The following is a 17,789-nucleotide window of genomic DNA, read 5'->3' as shown; positions in this document are numbered from 1 at the left end:
AATGGAGCATCTGATGGCTGGCGACTACATCGTCAAAGACATTTCACTGGCCGGGTTCGGCCGCAAGGAACTGGATATCGCTGAAACCGAAATGCCGGGCCTGATGGCCTTGCGTGCGGAATACGGCGACAGCAAGCCTCTGAAAGGGGCGCGCATCGTCGGGTCGTTGCACATGACGATCCAGACCGCCGTGCTGATCGAAACGCTGGTCGCGCTGGGCGCGGATGTGCGCTGGGCGTCGTGCAACATCTTTTCGACCCAGGACCACGCGGCGGCGGCCATCGCCGAGGCGGGCATTCCGGTCTTTGCCATCAAGGGTCAGACTCTGGAAGAGCACTGGGACTATCTCGACAAGTCTTTCCTGTTCGAAGATGGCCCGAACATGATCCTGGATGATGGCGGCGACGCCACGCTGTACATCCTGCTGGGCGCGCGCGCCGAAGCGGGCGAGGACATCATCCCCGTCCCGTCCTCGGAAGAGGAAGAGGTCATCAAGGCGCAGATCAAAAAGCGGATGGCCGCAAGCCCGGGCTGGTTCACCAAGGTGCGCGATCAGATCAAGGGCGTGTCCGAGGAAACCACCACCGGCGTCAACCGCCTGTATCAGCTGGTCAAGGACGGCCAACTGCCGTTCCCGGCGATCAACGTGAATGACAGCGTCACCAAGTCGAAGTTCGACAACAAGTACGGCTGCAAGGAATCGCTGGTCGACGGTATCCGCCGCGCCACTGACACGATGATGGCCGGCAAGGTTGCCGTGGTCTGCGGTTATGGCGACGTGGGCAAAGGCTCGGCCGCGTCCCTGCGTGGCGCCGGTGCCCGCGTGAAAGTGACCGAGGTTGACCCGATTTGCGCCCTGCAGGCCGCCATGGACGGATATGAGGTGGTTCTGCTGGAAGACGTGGTTTCGACCGCCGACATCTTCATCACCACCACCGGCAACAAGGACGTGATCCGCATCGAGCACATGCGCGAGATGAAGGACATGGCCATCGTCGGTAATATCGGCCATTTCGACAACGAAATTCAGGTGGCCAGCCTGAAAAACCACAAATGGACCAACATCAAGGACCAGGTGGACATGATCGAGATGCCCTCGGGCAACCGCATCATCCTGCTGTCCGAAGGCCGTCTGCTGAACCTCGGCAATGCCACCGGTCATCCGTCCTTCGTGATGTCGGCCTCGTTCACCAACCAGGTTCTGGCCCAGATCGAACTGTTCACCAAAGGCGACCAGTACGAGAACAAGGTCTATATCCTGCCCAAGCATCTGGACGAGAAGGTCGCACGCCTGCATCTGGACCGGATCGGCGTCAAGCTGACCAAGCTGGACAAGGAACAGGCGGATTACATCGGCGTTACGCCCGAAGGCCCGTTCAAGCCCGAGCATTACCGGTATTGATCCGTCAGAAATACGCGGAGAAGGCGGCCATTTGGGCCGCCTTTTTTGTTGCGCTCAGCGGAGCGGCGGCACGAAATCGCCGCGCCCCTGCGGCGTCAGGTCCAGAATGTTCCATAGGGGCCAGGCAGCATCGACATGGCGTGGATGCCAGTCGCTGGGCTGAAAGAACAGCTCGGAGCTCCAGAAATGGTGAATGCCATCCGCATCGCGTTGAAACACGTTCAGAATCGGCAACTGGTTTCCGTCCTCGGTCTCGGCCAGATAGTCTTGCTGGTACGTTGTATCCAACGCGGAATACAGCGGCAGATCCTGCCAGCCCATGCGCCGGCTCAGCGCAGCCAAGGCATCCGGTGTATTCTGCGCCACGACCGCAAAGGCGGTTTTTCGGGTCAGATGTGCGACCTGCCCGGTCAGCCCGTCCAGAAAGGCCGAGCACATGGGGCAGGGGTCCTGCGCCTTGGGGCCAAACATCAGCGAATACACGACCAGAGTGTCATGATCACCGAACAGGCTTGAAATCGGGGCAATTTTGCCCCCGAGGTCCCGAAAAGCGTAATCCTGCGGGATTTGGCCGCCCTTGGGCAAGGTCCGGCGCAGCGCGGCCACTTCCTCGACCCGCGCACGCAGATCGGCTTCGGCGGCCAACAGAGCATTTCGGGCGGTTCGGTATTCGGCGCTTTCGTTCGGTAGGGCGATGGTCATGGCAGTCTCCTCGACTCAAAGATTAACTAAAATGTTAAATAAAAGTGAAACAATGATCAACCCGCGGGCGCGCGTATCCCTGCCTTGGGGGGAAACCGTCGGATTTTTCCCTTTGTTGAAAAGCTGTCAGCCGTTACCGTTCAGCCAGCGCCGCAAAGGCCGGAACCCAACCCACACAGGAGAGGACAATGGGAAAACGTGACGAGTTGATCGCCAAATACGCGGATGATCTGAAGAACAAGTGCGGGATGGACCCCGACATGGACCTGCTGACCAAGGTTACCATTGGATGCGGCCCGGCCATCTATGACGCGGACGCCGCAACCGTGGCTGCCAGCCAGGAAGGTGAGCTGGAAACGGTCAAGAACAACTTCCTGATCAAGAAACTGGGCCTGTCGGATGGCCCCGAGCTGATGGCCGCGATCAACAAGGTCATGGAGACCTATGGCATGTCCGAGCGCAACAAATACCGTGCGGTGGTCTATTACATGCTGACCAAGCATTTCGGCAAGGAGTCCGTCTACGGCTGATCCCGCCGCGACATTCGGAAACGCCCGCCCGACTGGTTCGGCGGGCGTTTTGCATTTGAATCATAATCTATTGATTTCATGTTTGAAAAACCGCCGCGCCTTGGGCTACGTTCAACCCGTGACCAGGACGGTCAGAACCAGAGATTTCTTTGCGTGTGGTGAGTAGGGAGCACGCGGGGTAGGGAAGGTTCTGCATCGTCAGGGCCTTCCCTTTTTTCTCAATCCGGCCGGGTCTGGCCCAGTTCGCAGATCACCGCCCATTCAGCATCCGAGACGGGCTGCACCGACAGGCGCGAGTTTTTCACCAGCACCATGTCGGCCAGCCGTGGATCGGCCTTGATCTGGTCCAGCGTGACCGGTTTGACGAAGGGGCGCACCGCCTTGATGTCCACGCAGTCCCACCGGTCGTCGTCGGTGGTGCTGTCGGGGTGGGCCTCGGCGCAGACCTCGACGATGCCGACGATCGCCTTGTCCTTCTGCGAATGATAGAAAAACCCCCGGTCGCCCAGCTTCATCTGCCGCATGAAATTGCGGGCCTGATAGTTGCGCACCCCGTCCCATTCCTCGCCCGCGTCGCCCTTGGCGACCTGCTGGTCCCAACTCCAGGTCGAAGGTTCGGATTTGAACAGCCAATACGCCATCAGCCGATGACCTTCTTCCACGGGATCAGCTCGACCGATTCGAACAGACCGGCCTTGGCATAGGGGTCGTTGTCGGCCCAGGCCTGTGCGGCGGCCAAGTCCTCGACATCCAGGATGACCAGCGACCCGATCATGGCATCGCCGTCCAGCAACGGCCCGGCCTGTGCGACCACGCCGGTTTCTTCGATATAGGCCAGGTGCGCGGCGCGGTTGTCCAGACGGGTCCGCAGGGCGCCGTCCATGTCGCGGGCGATCAGGGCGATAAGCATGTCATTCCTCCTTGAGTGGGCGATTGAGCAGGGATTGCAGGGCCTCGGCGACACTGTAGGCGCCACGGCTGAGCTGCGCCACCGTCTGGCAGATGGGCATGTCCAGCCCCTCGGCCGCGGCGATGGCGGCCATTGCATTTGCCGTGGCCACGCCTTCGACGGTAGTCGCGGCGTCAAAGGACTCGCTGCGGCCCAGCGACAGGCCGAACCGGAAGTTGCGCGACAGGTCGGACGAGCAGGTCAGGACCAGATCGCCCAGACCCGACAGGCCCATCAGGGTCTCGGGCCGGGCGCCGCGCATCGCGGCAAAGCGCTGCATCTCGGCAAAGCCGCGGGTCATCAGGGCCGCGCGGGCGCTGTCCCCCAGACCCGCGCCGATGCAGGCTCCGCAGGCGATAGCCATCACGTTCTTCAGTGCGCCGCCCAGTTCGGCCCCGGTCACGTCGGTGGTTCGGTAGAGCCGCAGGTTGGCGGTGGTCAGGGCCTGTTGCAGCCGGGTGCCCAAATCCACGTCGGCGCAGGCCAGTGTCAGCGCCGTCGGCAACCCGCGGGCAATGTCATCGGCAAAGCTGGGCCCGGTCAGCAGGGCGGTGCAGGCGCTGGGCAGCACCTGTTCGATCACGGCAATCGGACCCAGGCCGGTGGATAGCTCGATGCCCTTGCAACAGGCCACAAGGTTGCGACCCTGCAAGTCTGCCGCATGGTCCGACAGGACATCGCGCAGCTTTTGCATGGGCACCGCCAGCAGCAACACGTCGCTCTGACAGGCCAGGGTGATTTCGGCGGTCACGGTGATGGCGTCGGGCAGGGCGACCCCCAGCAGGCGGGTGTCATTGCGGCGGGTCGCCTGCATCGTCTGCGCCTGTTCGTCCGACCGGGCCCACAAGGTGACCGGACCCTTGCCCGCCAGCGAAATCGCCAGCGCGGTGCCGAAGGCGCCCGACCCAAGGACCGAGACACTCATGCCTTGGCCCCCTTGCGCCCACCGCCCAGCATGGCCGGGCTGGTTTGATCCAGCGGCCAGCGGGGTCGGGCGGTCAGGTCCAGCCCGTCGCGCGCGCCCAGCCGGAACCGTTCCAACCCTGCATAGGCGATCATTGCCGCATTGTCGGTGCAAAGGTGTAGCGGCGGGGCGGTAAACCGCGCGCCGGCATCCGCCGAAACAGAGTCTAACGACGTCCGAATTGCGGTGTTGGCGGCAACGCCCCCGGCCACGGCAATCACCGGCTCGGCAGGGTTGGTTTCAAGATACAGGGCGATGGCGCGGCGGGTTTTTTCGGCCAGTGTATCCACGACCGCCTGCTGGAACCCGGCGCACAGATCGGCGCGGTCCTGACGCGTCAGCCCGCCCTTGTCGGCCACGATCTGGTCGCGCATCCGCATCAAGGCGGTCTTGAGCCCGGAAAAGGACAGATCGCATCCGGGCCGGTCCAGCAGCGGCCGCGGGAAGCGAAAGCGTTTGGGGTCGCCATCGCGCGCCTCGGCCTCGACCGAGGGGCCGCCGGGCTGGGGCAGGCCCAACAGGCGCGCGGTCTTGTCGAAGGCCTCGCCGGGGGCGTCGTCGATGGTGCCGCCCAGCCGGGTGAACCGCTCGGGGCCGTGGGCGATCAGGTATTGGCAGTGCCCGCCGGACACCAGCAGCATCAGGTAGGGAAAGGCGATCCCGTCCGTCAGGCGCGGGGTCAGCGCATGGCCGGCCAGGTGGTTGACGCCGATCAGCGGCAGACCGGTGGCCGCGCTGATCCCCTTGGCGCACATCACGCCGGACATGACCCCGCCGATCAGCCCTGGCCCGGCGGTTACGGCCACAGCGTCCATGTCCTGCAGGGTCAGGCCCGCCTGCTCCAAAGCCTGCTGCACGCAGACATCCAGCTTTTCGGCATGCGCGCGGGCCGCGATCTCGGGCACTACGCCGCCAAAGGCACTGTGCAGGTCCGTCTGGCCATGCACGACCGAAGACAGAACCTGCACCGGTTCGCCCTCGGTCTGCCGCACCACGGCCGCCGCCGTGTCGTCGCAGCTGCTTTCCAATCCCAGAACGGTAAGTGTTTGCACCATCGGCCTGAACCATTGCATCATGATCTGGTCGCGGGGTATCACCCCGCGCCGCAGCAAACAATCCTCAAGGCCCGATCGCCCGCCCGTGTACCTGTTGATGACCCGCCCCCGCGCCGCCTCGGAAAGGTTCGTGGCGCAGCTGCCCGAACGCATACGGTCGCGGGTTCAGGTGATCTATTCCCCGCTGCTGGATATCCGACCGATGGAACAGGCGGTGGACACGACTGGAATTCGGGGCCTGATCTTCACCTCGGCCAATGGCGTGGCGGCCGCCGCGGCGCAGGATGTGCGCCGGGATCTACCCGCCTATTGCGTGGGGCCGGCCACCACCGAAATGGCCCGCCAGGCCGGGTGGGAGGCCCGAATGGCCGGCGAAACCGCCGAGGAACTGGTCGCCAAACTGCTCAAAGAGCGCCCGGACAGCCCGCTGCTGCATCTGCGCGGCGAACACAGCCGGGGAAACATCGCGGCCCGGCTGACCGAACTGGGCCTGACCGTGCGGGAACAGCCGGTTTATCGCCAGCTGCTGCTGCCTTTGACGCCCGAGGCCCGGGCGGCTGCGGCTGGTTCGGCCCCTGTGATTGCCCCCTTGTTCTCGCCGCGAACCGCGCGACAATTTGCCGACCTTTGGCCCGGACCGGCACCGCTTTTGGTCGCCGCGATGAGCGGCCCGACCGCCGAGCCCCTTGAAAACTTGGCGATTGCCCGTTTGCGGATTGCCAAACGCCCGACGCCCAAGAAAATGCGGAAAGCCGTGAAAAAACTCGTTAAATACGCGATCCGGCTTGAGGGTGCGATGGGCGCGGATTAACTTGGACGCGTCTGCGCGTCAGGTTTTATGGGAATCGACAGGGGGAAGTGACGGTGGCTGCCAAGAAAGACACAGACCAGAAACCGGCCGACGACCCCAAGGTCGATGAGGTGCCCGAAGCGGTCGACGCCAAGACTGACGCCTACACGCTTGACCCGGAAGATCGGGTTGAACAAAGCCCTTCCGAAGCCGAAGCCGAAGCCGAAGCCGAAGCCGAAGCCGAAGCCGAAGCCGAAGCCGAAGCCGAAGCCGAAGCCGAAGCCGAAGCCGAAGCCGAAGCCGAAGCCGAAGCCGAAGCCGAAGCCGAAGCCGAAGCCGAAGCCGAAGCCGAAGCCGAAGCCGAAGCCGAAGCCGAAGCCGAAGCCGAAGCCGAAGCCGAAGCCGAAGCCGAAGCCGATCGGGCTACGGCAACCGATCAGCAATCTGAGGCCAAGCGAAGCGGGTTCATGCCGGCGCTGATTGGTGGCGTTATCGCGGCGGCGCTGGGGTTCGCCGCGGGACGCAGCGATCTGCTTTGGCCGGCAGGGTCCGATCCGTCCGAGGCGATTGCGGCGCTTGAGACCAAGCTGTCCGACCAGGCTCAGCGACTCGCCGACCTGAGCAAGCAATTGTCTGAAGTTCCCGACCCGTCCGCAGATATCGCGGCGCTGAGCGCCAAGCTGACGCCGATCGAAAGCGACCTTTCCGCGCTCAAATCCAATGTCGACGATCTGTCCGGCAAGCTCGACCCCTTGGCGCAACGCGTCGCACAGCTTGAGGCACGTCCGTTGACCGACGCCGCCTCGCCCGAAACCGTTGCGGTCGTCGAGGCCGAGCTGAAGAAGCTGCAGGAGTCGCTGGCCGCCCAGCGTGCCGAAGTCGAAAAGATGGTCGCCGAAGCGCAAACCCTGGACGCACAGGCCCAGGCCCGGGCACAGGCGGCAGAGAACCTGGCCGTGCTGTCCAAGATTCAGGGTCAATTGGATGCCGGCGCACCCTATGCCGATCTGGTGGCCCAGTTGCAGACCGGCGGCGTGCAGGTGCCGGAAGCCCTGTCCGCTCCGGCCGGCGAAGGTGTGCCGACACTGACGGATCTGCGCGAGAGTTTTGCGCCTGCCGCCCGAACTGCGCTGGCGGATGCGCGCGAGGCCGACAAGGGAACGGGCCTTGTCGCCTTTCTTCAGCGACAGACCGGCGCCCGGTCCGTTTCGCCAAAAGACGGCAATGATCCCGACGCCATCCTGTCACGAGCAGAGGCCGCGTTGGGCAAAGGTGACATTGGCACGGCCTTGACCGAGCTGGGCGCGCTTCCGGAAGCGGCGCAGCCAGCAATGGCCGAATGGATCGCGGCTGCCAAAACCCGCCAATCCGCGGTCGAAGCCGCCAATGCGCTTGTGACAAGCGTGAACTCGAACTGAGGGGCCTGCCATGCTCTGGTCATTGTTGAAGATCCTGGTTTTTGTCGCGATCGTCGGCCTTCTGGCCATGGGGGCAGGCGTTCTGATGGAAACCAGCGGTGGCATCCAGATCACCGCGATGGGAACCGAAGTCACGCTCAGCCCGCTGCAGTCGGTGATCGCGCTGGGCCTGCTGGTTCTGGCGGTTTGGCTGTTCTTCAAGCTGCTCAACCTGCTGATTGCGACCCTGAAATTCCTCAACGGTGATGAAACTGCCCTTTCGCGCTATTTCGACCGCAGCCGCGAGAAACGGGGCTATCAGGCGCTGGCTGACGGGTTGATGGCGCTGGCCTCGGGCGAAGGGCGGACGGCCATGACGATGGCGCACAAGGCAGAACGACTGCTGAACAAGCCGGAGCTGACCAACCTTCTGGTGGCCCAGGCGGCCGAAATGGTCGGTGACACCAAGAAGGCCTCGGAAACCTACAAGAAACTGGTGACGGATCAGGCCACACGTTTCGTCGGCGTGCGCGGAATCATGAAACAGAAGTTGGCCGAGGGCGACGACGAAACCGCGCGCAAACTCGCCGAAAAAGCACTGGCGCTGAAGCCGCGGCATCAGGAAACGCAGGATGTGCTTCTGAAACTGCAGACCAAGGCGCAGGACTGGGCCGGCGCACGGTCGACCCTGACCGCCAAGTTGAAGTCCGGCGCGCTGCCGCGTGATGTGTACAAGCGACGCGACGCAGTTCTGGCCCTGTCCGAGGCCAAGGGAATTCTGGACGAAACCGCCAGTGTCGAACAGCAGGAGCGCGCTATCGAGGCGAACCGCCTCTCACCCGACCTGGTGCCGGCGGCAGCCATGGCCGCACGGGCCTACATCGCCAAGGGTAAGCCGCGCGCCGCGACAAAGATTCTCAAAAAGGCATGGGAGGCGCAGCCGCATCCGGATCTGGCCCATGCCTTTGCCGAGATCGTGCCCGACGAAACCGCCGAGGAACGGGTCAAGCGCTTTACGGCATTGACGCGCATTCATCCCGAGCATCTGGAAACCCGCCTGATCCTGGCCGAGCTGAACATCGTCGCCGAAGATTTTCCCGAGGCCCGCCGGGCGCTTGGAGATGTGGTCGAGAAAGGTGCCGATGCCCGAGCCTATACCCTGATGGCTGCCATCGAGCGTGGCGAAGGGGCCTCGGACGCGGTGGTTCAGGGCTGGCTGGCCAAAGCGTTGAATGCGCCGCGCGGGCCGCAATGGGTCTGCGACAACTGCCATGACATCCAGGCTGAATGGGCGCCGGTCTGCCCCAACTGTCACAGCTTTGACACGCTCAGCTGGCAGACTCCCAAAACCCCCGAGATCGCCACGGCGACGGGTGTTCACATGCTGCCTCTGATCGTAGGGACTCTGGAAGACCGGTCGGATATGGCCGAGGACGCCGAGATCGAGGATATCCCCGAGCCTGAGATTGTCGACGCCAGCATGGCAGATCAGGTACCCGAAGAGCCTGAGACCGAAGACGCCGGACCAAAACTCGCCTAGCGGGCGGTTTCGACGTCAAACGCGTCGTTCCACAGTTTGAACAACTCCGCCCGTCGGTTCGGGTCGCTGGCCACCAGCAGGGCAGGCGACAGAGGGATGAACCGTCGTGCGCTGGGCGTCAGTCCGGTCTCGACCGAGTCCATTCGGGACACAAGCCCCGAGGTTGCGAGCAAGTCCTGCGCCCGGGCAGAGAGCAGGAAATCCAGCAAACGGGCTGCGGCGGCACTGTTGCCTGCATTCTTCGGGATCAGAAAGGCGCGGGACAGGACGAGGGTGTAGTCCTCGGGCAGGATCACCCCAACCGCGGGGTCCTGGGCATTCGCGACATAAGAGCCAAGCACGTTGTAGGCGATCAGGAACCGGCCCTCGGCAACGTCGCGAATGATCTCGGCGGAACAACAGGTGGCGATGGCATCTATGCGCGCGAAACCTTCGATCAGTGACCCGAAGGTGGTGGCCTCGAGACTGTCTCCATAGGCAAACAGATACCCCAGCCCCGAGGCCGCGATGTCGTAGGTCGCCACGCGGCCGCGCAGCAGGTCGGGGCGGGTGCGCATCGCGTCCAGCAGGGCAAAGCGGCTGCGCGGCACCTCCAGATCGTCCAGACGATCCTTGTTGTAGACGATGACGGCGGGTTCGGTGGTGATCCCCCACAGCTCGTCCCGCCAGCGCCGGGCTGGGGGCAGGGCCTGCGTCAGGGCCGAGCTGTAGCGGTGGGCGCAGGCGGCATTCACCAACCAAACCATCTGCTGGACCGCCGAGGAGAACACCGCATCGGCCGGGCTGTCGCCGGTCTTGCAGGCCGTCTTGCTGTGCTGGAACAGCGCGTTCGAGCCCCATTGTTCATAGGTGATGGTCAGGTCGGGGTTTTGCGCCGCGAACTGTTCCATCACCGGGCGAATGATCCCGATATCCGTGGTCGAGCGCACCAGCAGGGGGGTGGGCCCGGTGCCGAATTCGGTCACCGCCTCCTGCGCCGCGGTGCGGGTACCCGGCATCAGCACGCACAGGGCCAGCGCGATCAGAAACCGTATCATGCGCCTGTTCCTTCGGTGGCCGCCGGAAAGCTGAGCGATACGCGAAACCCGTTATCTGTGCGGGTCATCTCGACGGTGCCGTCAAAGGCTTCGGCGGTGGATTTGACGATCGACAGGCCCAGACCGCTGCTGTCCTCGCCCGAGCCTGCGTTGCGGTTGAACCGGTCGCCCAGTCGGGCAGAGACCGACATGTCCGGCCCAGGGCCGCTGTCGCGCACCCACAGAACGGCGCGGCCACCGTCCAGGCTGGCCCCGATGCTGACCGGGGCCTTGCCGTGGCGCAGCGCGTTGCCCAGCAGGTTCTTGGTGGCCTCGCCCAGCGAGAATGCATCGCCCCGCACCCAGACCGGGTCTTCCCCGATTTTCAGATGCACCTCGACACCGGGGGCGATCACCTCGTGGTCGCTCTGCTCCAGCGCCTCGAGCGCCACTTCGCGCAGATCGACCGGCAGGCGCGGGGCGCTGTCGATGCGGTGGATGACCATCGCGCGCGACAATAGCTGATCCAGAAGTGTCCCGAGCGACCGCGTACGGTTCAGCAGCCGGTCCAACGCGCGGTGGCGAGCCGGGGCATCCGGATCCGCCTGCGCGATTTCGGCCTGCACCCGGATCGCCGCGACCGGGGTGCGCAACTGATGGGCGGTGTCGGCGATCAGGTTGCGCATCGACAGTACCTGCCGGTCCAGCCGTCCCATGAACCGGTTCATCGCCGCAATCATGACCTGCAATTCGCGCGGCAGACCGTCGCTGGCCACGGGCGTCAGGTCATAGGGGTCGCGGCGGATCAGGTCGTCCGACATCGCCTCGAGCGGGCGCAGCGCCGAACGGGTGACGAACCAGGACATGATCAGCAGCAACGCGCCGGCAGCCGCCATCGGCAGCAGGGCATCCAGCATCAGCCCGGCGGTCATCGCGCGTCGTGCCAGCAAGGTCTGCCCGACAACGATTTCAACTTCGCCCGAGAAGTCGCGCTCGGCGAACAGGCGGGGCAGTCGGACGAACCGGGCCGGTTCCCCGTTCAGGTCTGCCGCGAAATACTGGGCCGACTGGCTGAAGGGTTGCGGGGGCGCGATCACCGTGTCCGGGTCCAGCCCGGTGATGAAGCGCCCGTCGGGCCCGCGAACCGCGTAGTAGATCCGGTCATCCGGGGCCTGGGCCAGCAGTTCAAAGGCCGAAACCGGCAGGTCGACGATGGGCTGGCCGTCCTGGATGCGCACGGATTCGGCGATGTCGCTGGCAGCGCCCAGCAGCAGCCGGTCATAGGCCTGACGGGCCGCCAACCGGCCGTTGGCCCAGATCGACAGGCCGACCAGCACGCCGCCCAGAATAAGGATCAGCATCACCGCGCTCAGCACCCGGGCGGTCAGGCTATGGGGCAGGGGCGGCCTAACCATGCAGGCCGATCCGGTACCCGACCCCGCGCTGGGTTGTGATGGTCACACCGCTGCCCGAGAATTTCTTGCGCAGCCGGGCGATATACAGCTCGATCGCGTTCACGCCCACATCGGCATCCTCGAACCCGTAAAGCGAGTCGTACAGCCGCGCCTTGGACAGGAACTGCCCCTCGTGCCGGATCAGGGCGTCCAGCACGGCGGCCTCGCGTGCGGTCAGGTTCAGGCGTTTGCCGCCCAGCGTGGCGCTGCGGTCTTTGGGGGCATAGACCAGCGGGCCCAGCGTGATCTGTTCGCTTTTACGGTCGGCATCTCGGCGCACCAGCGCGCGCAGCCGCGCCTCGAGCTCGCGCTGGTCGAAGGGTTTGCCCAGATAATCGTCGGCTCCTTTGTCCAGCGCGGCGACCCGGTCCTCGACCGCAGTCAGCGCGGTCAGCATCAAGACCGGAATGCGGTCACCCCCGCCACGGATTTCGTCCAGAAAGCCCAGGCCCGACCCGTCGGGCAGGTTGATGTCCAGCAGGATCGCGTCATAGCCCTGGACCGCGCGGAAATCGCGCGCGGCCTCGACCGAGGTCGCCAGATCGCAGACGACACCGGACCGGCCCAGATGGGCCACGACGCCCTCGGCCAAATCCTCGGCATCCTCGATCATCAATACGCGCATTGTCCCCCCGAACGCCCGTCGCAACATGACAGGTTCGTGACAGCATTATTCGTTAAAGAAAATCAACCTGCAAGGAAGGGCTGCGCGCCCGGCTCCCTGCAGGGACCGGTTTCGTCTGCGTAACAGCAGGCAAAGAAGACCCTAGGAGGAGAACCAAATGAAACTGTTTGGAACCGGCGGCGTCGTAGCCGCTGCCGTATTCGCCCTGACCGGCTTTGCCGCCAGCGCTCAGGAATGTATTGCACCGGCAAACCCCGGTGGTGGTTGGGATTTCACCTGCCGTCAGGTGGGCAAGTCGCTGCAGGATCTGGGCCTGATCGACCAGACCATGCAGGTCGTGAACCTGGCCGGTGGCGGCGGTGGCGTGGCCTTTGCCGAGGTGGTGAACAAGCGCAATGACGACAACAATCTGATTGTCGCCGCAAGTGCCGCAACTGCAACCCGTCTGGCCCAGGGCGCCTATCCGGGCAACACCATGGATCAAGTCCGCTGGCTGGCCGCGATCGGCGCCGATTATGGCGTGATCGCCGTGGCTGCCGATAGCCCCGTCAACACCCTGCCCGAGCTGCTGGACCAGATCAAAGCCGACCCGGCTTCGGTTTCGGTTGCTGGCGGTTCGGCCGTGGGCGGCTGGGACCACCTGAAGGTGCTGATCGCGGCCAACGCCTATGGCATCGACGATGTCCGCTCGGTCAAGTACATCGCCTTTGACGGCGGTGGCGAGGCGGTGACCCAGCTGCTGGCCGGCTCGGTCCAGGCCTTTACCGGTGACATTTCCGAAGCCAAGGGTTTCGTGGATTCCGGCGACATCAAAGTGATCGCGGTTCTGGCGCCCGAGCGTCTGCCCGGTGAATTCGCTGACTTCCCGACCGCCAAGGAACAGGGTGTGGATGCCATCGGCGCCAACTGGCGCGGTTTCTACGCTCCGGGCGGCATGTCGGACGAGGCCTACAACGACTGGGTCGCAAAAATCGGTGACCTGTATGCGTCGGACGAGTGGAAAGAAGTGATGGCCGCCAACGGTCTGGCTCCGCTGGACCTGCAGGGCGAGGACTTCCAGAACTTCGTTGCCGAGTCCGTCGGTCAGATCCAGACCATCTCGAAAGAGATCGGGATCATCAAGTAACCGCACCACTCACGTGCAGGCGGGTGCCGCGACAGCGTGGCGCCCGCACTCTTTTTTCCCGAACAACAGGAGACACCGATGAGTGACCGCATCTTCGGGGTTGTCGGACTTCTTCTTGCCATTGGTTTCGCGATATCCGCGCTGGCGATCGAAGAAAGCTTTCTGTCCGATGCCGTTGGGCCCAAGGCCTTTCCTTTGATCATCGCCGCCATTCTGGGCGTGTCCAGCGCGGTGATCGCCCTGCGCCCGGACGCCGAGCCGGAGTGGCCGGCCCTTGGCCGTCTGGTTGAGATCGCCGCCGCGGTGGTGGTCATGATCCTGTATGCCGAATTGCTGCCCGAGCTGGGCTTCGTCATCGCGACGGCCTTTGCCGCGGCCTACCTGGCCTGGCGATTGGGGTCCGGCCCGATCGAAAGCGTTCTGGTCGGCGTGGGTACCTCGGTTGGCATCTACGTCATTTTCCACCTGGTTCTAGGCCTGTCGCTGGCCAAAGGGCCGCTGGGTTTCTAGGGGGCGATCATGGAAACTTTTGCATCCTTGGCCGATGGGTTCGCCATCGCGCTGACTTGGCAGAACCTGATGCTGGCCCTGTTGGGCTGCTTTCTGGGTACGGTCATGGGCGCGCTGCCGGGCCTTGGCCCGTCGAACGGCGTGGCCATCCTGATCCCGCTGGCCTTCACGCTGGGGCTGGGCGCGACACCGTCGCTGATCCTGCTGACCAGTGTCTATTACGGGGCGATGTACGGGGGGCGGATCTCGTCGATCCTGCTGAACATCCCCGGCGACGAGCCTGCGATGATGACCTGTCTGGATGGGCATCCCATGGCCAAAAAAGGCCTGGCGGGTGAGGCTCTTTCGCTGTCGGGTATCGCCTCGTTCGTCGGCGCGTTCCTGGCGACCTGGGGTCTGATCCTGCTGGCGCCTCAGCTGGTCAAAGTGGCACTGCTGTTCGGCCCGGCCGAATATTTTGCCCTTTTTGCGCTGGCGTTCATGACGCTGGGCGGTGTGTCGTCGACCAACCAGGCCAAATCGGCTTTTGCCGCCGCGCTGGGGCTTGGATTGGCGACCATCGGCGTTGATACCCAAACGGGCGTGCCGCGCTTTACCTATGGCGAAGTGCATCTGTACGACGGGATCGATTTCCTGGTGGCCATCGTCGGGCTGTTTGCCCTGTCCGAGGTATTCATTTTCCTCGAACACCGGCATGGCGGGTCTGACGCCGAGGGCAGCAAGCTGAAAATCGGCAAGCTCTACCCTCCGATGTCGATGATCAAGAGCTGCACGCCGACGATGCTGCGCACCTCGTTCCTGGGCTTCATCGCCGGGGTTCTTCCCGGGGCCGGGGCATCACTGGGGTCGTTCATTTCGTACTCGATGGAAAAGCGGCTGGTGGACAAGAAAAACACCTTTGGCACCGGTGATCCGCGCGGCGTGGCCGCGCCCGAGGCTGGCAACAACGCCGCCGCCGGAGGCGCATTGGTACCGATGCTGGCGCTGGGCGTTCCGGGGTCGGGTACCACGGCGGTACTGCTGGCGGTGTTGCTGGCGCTGAACATCACGCCCGGGCCGCTGTTGTTCACCCAGAATCCGGATGTGGTTTGGGGCCTGATCGCGGCGCTGTTCATCGCCAACTTCATGCTGCTGGCCATGAACATCCCAATGGTGGGCCTGTTCACCCGCGTGCTGATGATCCCGTCGCGCATCCTGATGCCGATCGTGGCCATGGTCAGCTTTGTCGGCATCTACGGCATTTCCGGGTCCAGCTTTGACCTGCTGGTGATGATCGGGTTCGGCGTGATGGGCTGGGTCCTGCGCAAGCTGGACGTGCCGCTGGTGCCGATCATTCTGGGTACCCTGCTGGGCAACGCGATGGAGAACAACCTGCGTCGCGCCGTGACCATCGACAATGGCAACTGGTGGACCCTGATCGACAGCCCGCTGTCCATCGGGTTGTGGGCGATCGCGATCATCGGCTTTGTCCTGCCCCTGATCGTGGGCGCCCGGGTCAAGGCCAAGATGCACCAGCGTCGTGACGAAGAAGGCGCGATCAGCGATTGATCTGCCTGTCCGCCGCCCGCCGAAATGGTCGGGCGGCGGATCGTTTGCCGGCCCGTGACCTGCAGGGTCCGCCTGCCGATTGTCCCAGACACTTCGCTTTGCTAACGTCACTCTCGCGTCGGGGAGGGCGTGCAAACCGAAATGCTGGATTACTCGCATAACGCTTGGCTCGTAGCGGCCTCGTTGGCCGTCGCACTCATGGCCGGGTTCACGGGCCTGTATCTGACGCATGGCGCCTCAAAGCTGGATGACCAGAGGCGGAAGTTCGTTGTCGCCTTGGCCGCGGTCATTCTGGGCGGCGGCATCTGGTCGATGCATTTCGTGGCCATGCTGGGCCTGCAACTGCCGATCCTTTTTTATTATGACGCGTTGATCACCCTGATCTCGGCCCTGGTCGCCATTCTGATGGTCGGGCTGGCGTTGCTGCTGTTGCACTTCCGCGCGCGTAGCCCGAGCACGATTGTCGGCGCGGGCATTATCGTGGGTCTTGGTATCGTGGTCATGCACTATATCGGCATGGCCGGGATGGAGCTGTGCCGCCCCGTCTACACCGCATCAGACGTTGCGATCGCGACCGTGGCTTCGGTGGTGCTGTCAGTGCTGGCGATCTGGGTTGCCTACGACAATCGCACCCAGCGCAATATCCTGCTGGGCACCGTCTGTTTCGGCCTGGCTGTGTTCACCATGCACTTCGTCGCCACGGGCCTGACCGATTTTACCGCCAGTGACAATGCAGGTGGCGCGGGCCCGGCTTTGAACAACCAGATTCTTGCGATGGGGGTGACCGTTGCGGTGTTCCTGATTTGCGGGGCATTCCTGCTGACCGGGATCACCTTTATCGGGCCCGAGCCGGCGGCCGAAGCGCCGCAGCCGGCTCTGCGCGCCGGCGTCCCGTTTGAGCGCGAGGGCCAGACCTTTTTCACCGAACCGGCGCGCATCGCCGCCATTCGGGCCGAGGGGCACTACACCGTTTTGTACATGGGCGCCGAGAAACTGTTCTGCCCATGGTCGATCACCGAGGCCGAAACCCGCTTGAAACCAGACGGCTTTTTGCGGGCCCACCGAAGTTACCTCGTGAACCCCAGACACGTTTCCCGGTTTGAGCGGCACAAGGACAACGGCACCTGTTATTTCGACCAGGTCGATGCGCTCAGCAAGGTGCCGGTCAGCCGATCCCGCCTGACGGACATCCGCGAGGCGCTGGGCCTCTGATCGCAACTCGTGCAGCCCATTCGCATTTCGTGAAACAACCCGCGCGCCCCGTTCCTGCGCGATAGCCTGCGCACGCCCTCAGGACTTTCCTTATTCCCAAGGCCCCGACTTGAACGGGCCAAGGGAGGAAAACATGATACCAGCCGGTTTCGAGTATCACCGGCCAGGCGACGTCGCCTCGGCCATCGGCATTCTGCAGGAACACGGGGACGAGGCGCGCGTGATCGCAGGCGGGCACAGTCTGATCCCGATGATGAAACTGCGCATGGCCGAGATGGGCCATTTGGTCGACCTGCAGGCCATCGAGGAACTCAAAGGCATCGAAGTCGGGTCCGATACCGTGACCCTGGGCGCGATGGTCACGCAGCACGAATTGATCACCCATGACGGTCTGGCCGACGCGATCCCGCTGATCCGCGAAGCGGCTCTGCAGATCGCGGATCCGCAGGTGCGATACATGGGAACGGTCGGCGGGAACGTAGCCAACGGGGATCCGGGCAATGACATGCCGGGTCTGATGCAGTGCCTGAACGCGTCGTTCGAACTGTCCGGCCCTGACGGCACCCGCAGCGTCCCGGCCCGCGATTTCTACGAGGCGGCCTATTTTACCGCCCGCGAGGACGAGGAGATCCTGACACGGATTTCCATCCCTGTTCCCGGCCCCGGTATCGGGCAGGCCTACGAAAAGCAGAAACGCAAGATCGGCGACTACGCAACCGCGGCCGCCGCAGTGATGGTTGGCAACGGTCAGGCATCGGTGGCGATGACCAACCTGTCCGACACGCCCGTCTGGTCTGACGCGGCCAGCGCGGCACTGGCTTCGGGCGATGTCGACGGCTGCGTGGCCGCGATGCTCGAGGCGATTGACCCGGTGGCCGACAACCGCGGGCCCGTCGAATTCAAGAAACACGTGGCCGCCGTGATGCTGCGCCGCGCCATCGACCGTGCGCAGAGCCGCGCGGGCTGAGG

At 64.1% G+C, this 17,789-nt stretch carries 18 protein-coding genes; 10 read left to right on the top strand and 8 right to left on the bottom strand.

Annotated elements, in window-relative coordinates:
* The first annotated feature begins 13 nt into the window (after positions 1-13).
* Entirely contained in the window at positions 14-1,402 is a 1,389-nt protein-coding gene (gene ahcY / locus ACR3EL_RS17250; RefSeq protein ID WP_480722444.1) for an adenosylhomocysteinase, read from the top strand.
* Positions 1,403-1,456: 54 nt separating this feature from the next.
* Here the strand turns inward: ahcY and ACR3EL_RS17245 are convergent, their stop codons facing one another.
* Positions 1,457-2,104 (bottom strand): DUF899 family protein, encoded by a 648-nt coding sequence (locus ACR3EL_RS17245; protein WP_170340633.1) that lies wholly within the window; start codon positions 2,102-2,104, stop codon positions 1,457-1,459.
* A gap of 188 nt (positions 2,105-2,292) precedes the next feature.
* Between ACR3EL_RS17245 and ACR3EL_RS17240 the strand changes: the two genes are divergently transcribed.
* Entirely contained in the window at positions 2,293-2,634 is a 342-nt protein-coding gene (locus ACR3EL_RS17240) for a DUF2853 family protein (RefSeq protein ID WP_170340632.1), read from the top strand.
* 218 nt (positions 2,635-2,852) lie between these two features.
* Here the strand turns inward: ACR3EL_RS17240 and ACR3EL_RS17235 are convergent, their stop codons facing one another.
* The 4 genes from ACR3EL_RS17235 to tsaD are packed head-to-tail and all read right to left on the bottom strand — an operon-like array spanning position 2,853 to position 5,602.
* Complete coding sequence (locus ACR3EL_RS17235) at positions 2,853-3,275, bottom strand: EVE domain-containing protein (RefSeq protein ID WP_170340630.1); 423 nt, start codon at positions 3,273-3,275, stop codon at positions 2,853-2,855.
* Entirely contained in the window at positions 3,275-3,544 is a 270-nt protein-coding gene (locus ACR3EL_RS17230) for a YciI family protein (protein WP_170340628.1), read from the bottom strand. The genes ACR3EL_RS17235 and ACR3EL_RS17230 overlap by 1 nt, the downstream gene beginning before the upstream one ends.
* A gap of 1 nt (position 3,545) precedes the next feature.
* A complete protein-coding gene (locus ACR3EL_RS17225; protein ID WP_170340626.1) occupies positions 3,546-4,508 on the bottom strand; it encodes an NAD(P)H-dependent glycerol-3-phosphate dehydrogenase in 963 nt (320 codons plus the stop codon).
* Positions 4,505-5,602, bottom strand: coding sequence for a tRNA (adenosine(37)-N6)-threonylcarbamoyltransferase complex transferase subunit TsaD (tsaD, locus tag ACR3EL_RS17220; protein WP_480722443.1), 1,098 nt, complete (start codon positions 5,600-5,602; stop codon positions 4,505-4,507). Before tsaD ends, ACR3EL_RS17225 begins: the two co-directional genes overlap by 4 nt.
* A gap of 97 nt (positions 5,603-5,699) precedes the next feature.
* Between tsaD and ACR3EL_RS17215 the strand changes: the two genes are divergently transcribed.
* Genes ACR3EL_RS17215 through ACR3EL_RS17205 form a run of 3 tightly spaced genes read left to right on the top strand, consistent with a single transcriptional unit; the run spans position 5,700 to position 9,329 of the window.
* Positions 5,700-6,413 carry a uroporphyrinogen-III synthase gene (locus ACR3EL_RS17215; protein WP_217358625.1) on the top strand — a complete coding sequence of 238 codons (714 nt, stop codon included), beginning with the start codon at positions 5,700-5,702 and terminating at the stop codon, positions 6,411-6,413.
* 53 nt (positions 6,414-6,466) lie between these two features.
* Positions 6,467-7,810, top strand: a complete 1,344-nt coding sequence (locus tag ACR3EL_RS17210; protein WP_480722442.1) for a COG4223 family protein — start codon at positions 6,467-6,469, stop codon at positions 7,808-7,810.
* A 10-nt stretch (positions 7,811-7,820) separates the two neighbouring features.
* The gene (locus tag ACR3EL_RS17205) at positions 7,821-9,329 is read left to right on the top strand and encodes a heme biosynthesis HemY N-terminal domain-containing protein (protein WP_480722441.1); all 1,509 of its coding nucleotides are present in this window, start codon (positions 7,821-7,823) and stop codon (positions 9,327-9,329) included.
* On the opposite strand, the gene ACR3EL_RS17200 is transcribed toward ACR3EL_RS17205, so the two are convergent.
* The 3 genes from ACR3EL_RS17200 to ACR3EL_RS17190 are packed head-to-tail and all read right to left on the bottom strand — an operon-like array spanning position 9,326 to position 12,424.
* A complete protein-coding gene (locus ACR3EL_RS17200; RefSeq protein WP_170340617.1) occupies positions 9,326-10,366 on the bottom strand; it encodes an ABC transporter substrate-binding protein in 1,041 nt (346 codons plus the stop codon). The two genes, ACR3EL_RS17205 and ACR3EL_RS17200, sit on opposite strands and share 4 nt — an antisense overlap.
* On the bottom strand, positions 10,363-11,760 hold the full coding sequence (locus ACR3EL_RS17195; protein ID WP_480722440.1) for a sensor histidine kinase N-terminal domain-containing protein: 1,398 nt from the start codon (positions 11,758-11,760) through the stop codon (positions 10,363-10,365). Before ACR3EL_RS17195 ends, ACR3EL_RS17200 begins: the two co-directional genes overlap by 4 nt.
* Entirely contained in the window at positions 11,753-12,424 is a 672-nt protein-coding gene (locus ACR3EL_RS17190) for a response regulator transcription factor (protein ID WP_170340612.1), read from the bottom strand. The genes ACR3EL_RS17195 and ACR3EL_RS17190 overlap by 8 nt, the downstream gene beginning before the upstream one ends.
* Positions 12,425-12,581: 157 nt before the next feature.
* Between ACR3EL_RS17190 and ACR3EL_RS17185 the strand changes: the two genes are divergently transcribed.
* The 5 genes from ACR3EL_RS17185 to ACR3EL_RS17165 all read left to right on the top strand — a co-directional run bounded on the left by ACR3EL_RS17185 (position 12,582) and on the right by ACR3EL_RS17165 (position 17,787).
* Positions 12,582-13,550 (top strand): Bug family tripartite tricarboxylate transporter substrate binding protein, encoded by a 969-nt coding sequence (locus ACR3EL_RS17185; RefSeq protein ID WP_170361035.1) that lies wholly within the window; start codon positions 12,582-12,584, stop codon positions 13,548-13,550.
* Positions 13,551-13,628: 78 nt separating this feature from the next.
* On the top strand, positions 13,629-14,060 hold the full coding sequence (locus ACR3EL_RS17180) for a tripartite tricarboxylate transporter TctB family protein (protein WP_170340610.1): 432 nt from the start codon (positions 13,629-13,631) through the stop codon (positions 14,058-14,060).
* A 9-nt stretch (positions 14,061-14,069) separates the two neighbouring features.
* Positions 14,070-15,608, top strand: a complete 1,539-nt coding sequence (locus ACR3EL_RS17175; protein ID WP_170361033.1) for a tripartite tricarboxylate transporter permease — start codon at positions 14,070-14,072, stop codon at positions 15,606-15,608.
* Positions 15,609-15,749: 141 nt separating this feature from the next.
* Entirely contained in the window at positions 15,750-16,820 is a 1,071-nt protein-coding gene (locus ACR3EL_RS17170; protein ID WP_170341444.1) for an MHYT domain-containing protein, read from the top strand.
* Between the two features lie 133 nt (positions 16,821-16,953).
* Positions 16,954-17,787, top strand: coding sequence for an FAD binding domain-containing protein (locus ACR3EL_RS17165; RefSeq protein ID WP_170340608.1), 834 nt, complete (start codon positions 16,954-16,956; stop codon positions 17,785-17,787).
* The last annotated feature ends 2 nt before the right edge of the window (positions 17,788-17,789 follow it).

The organism is Ruegeria sp. BJ3, assembly GCF_056535665.1.
This window is presented reverse-complemented; position numbering and strand designations above follow the sequence as displayed.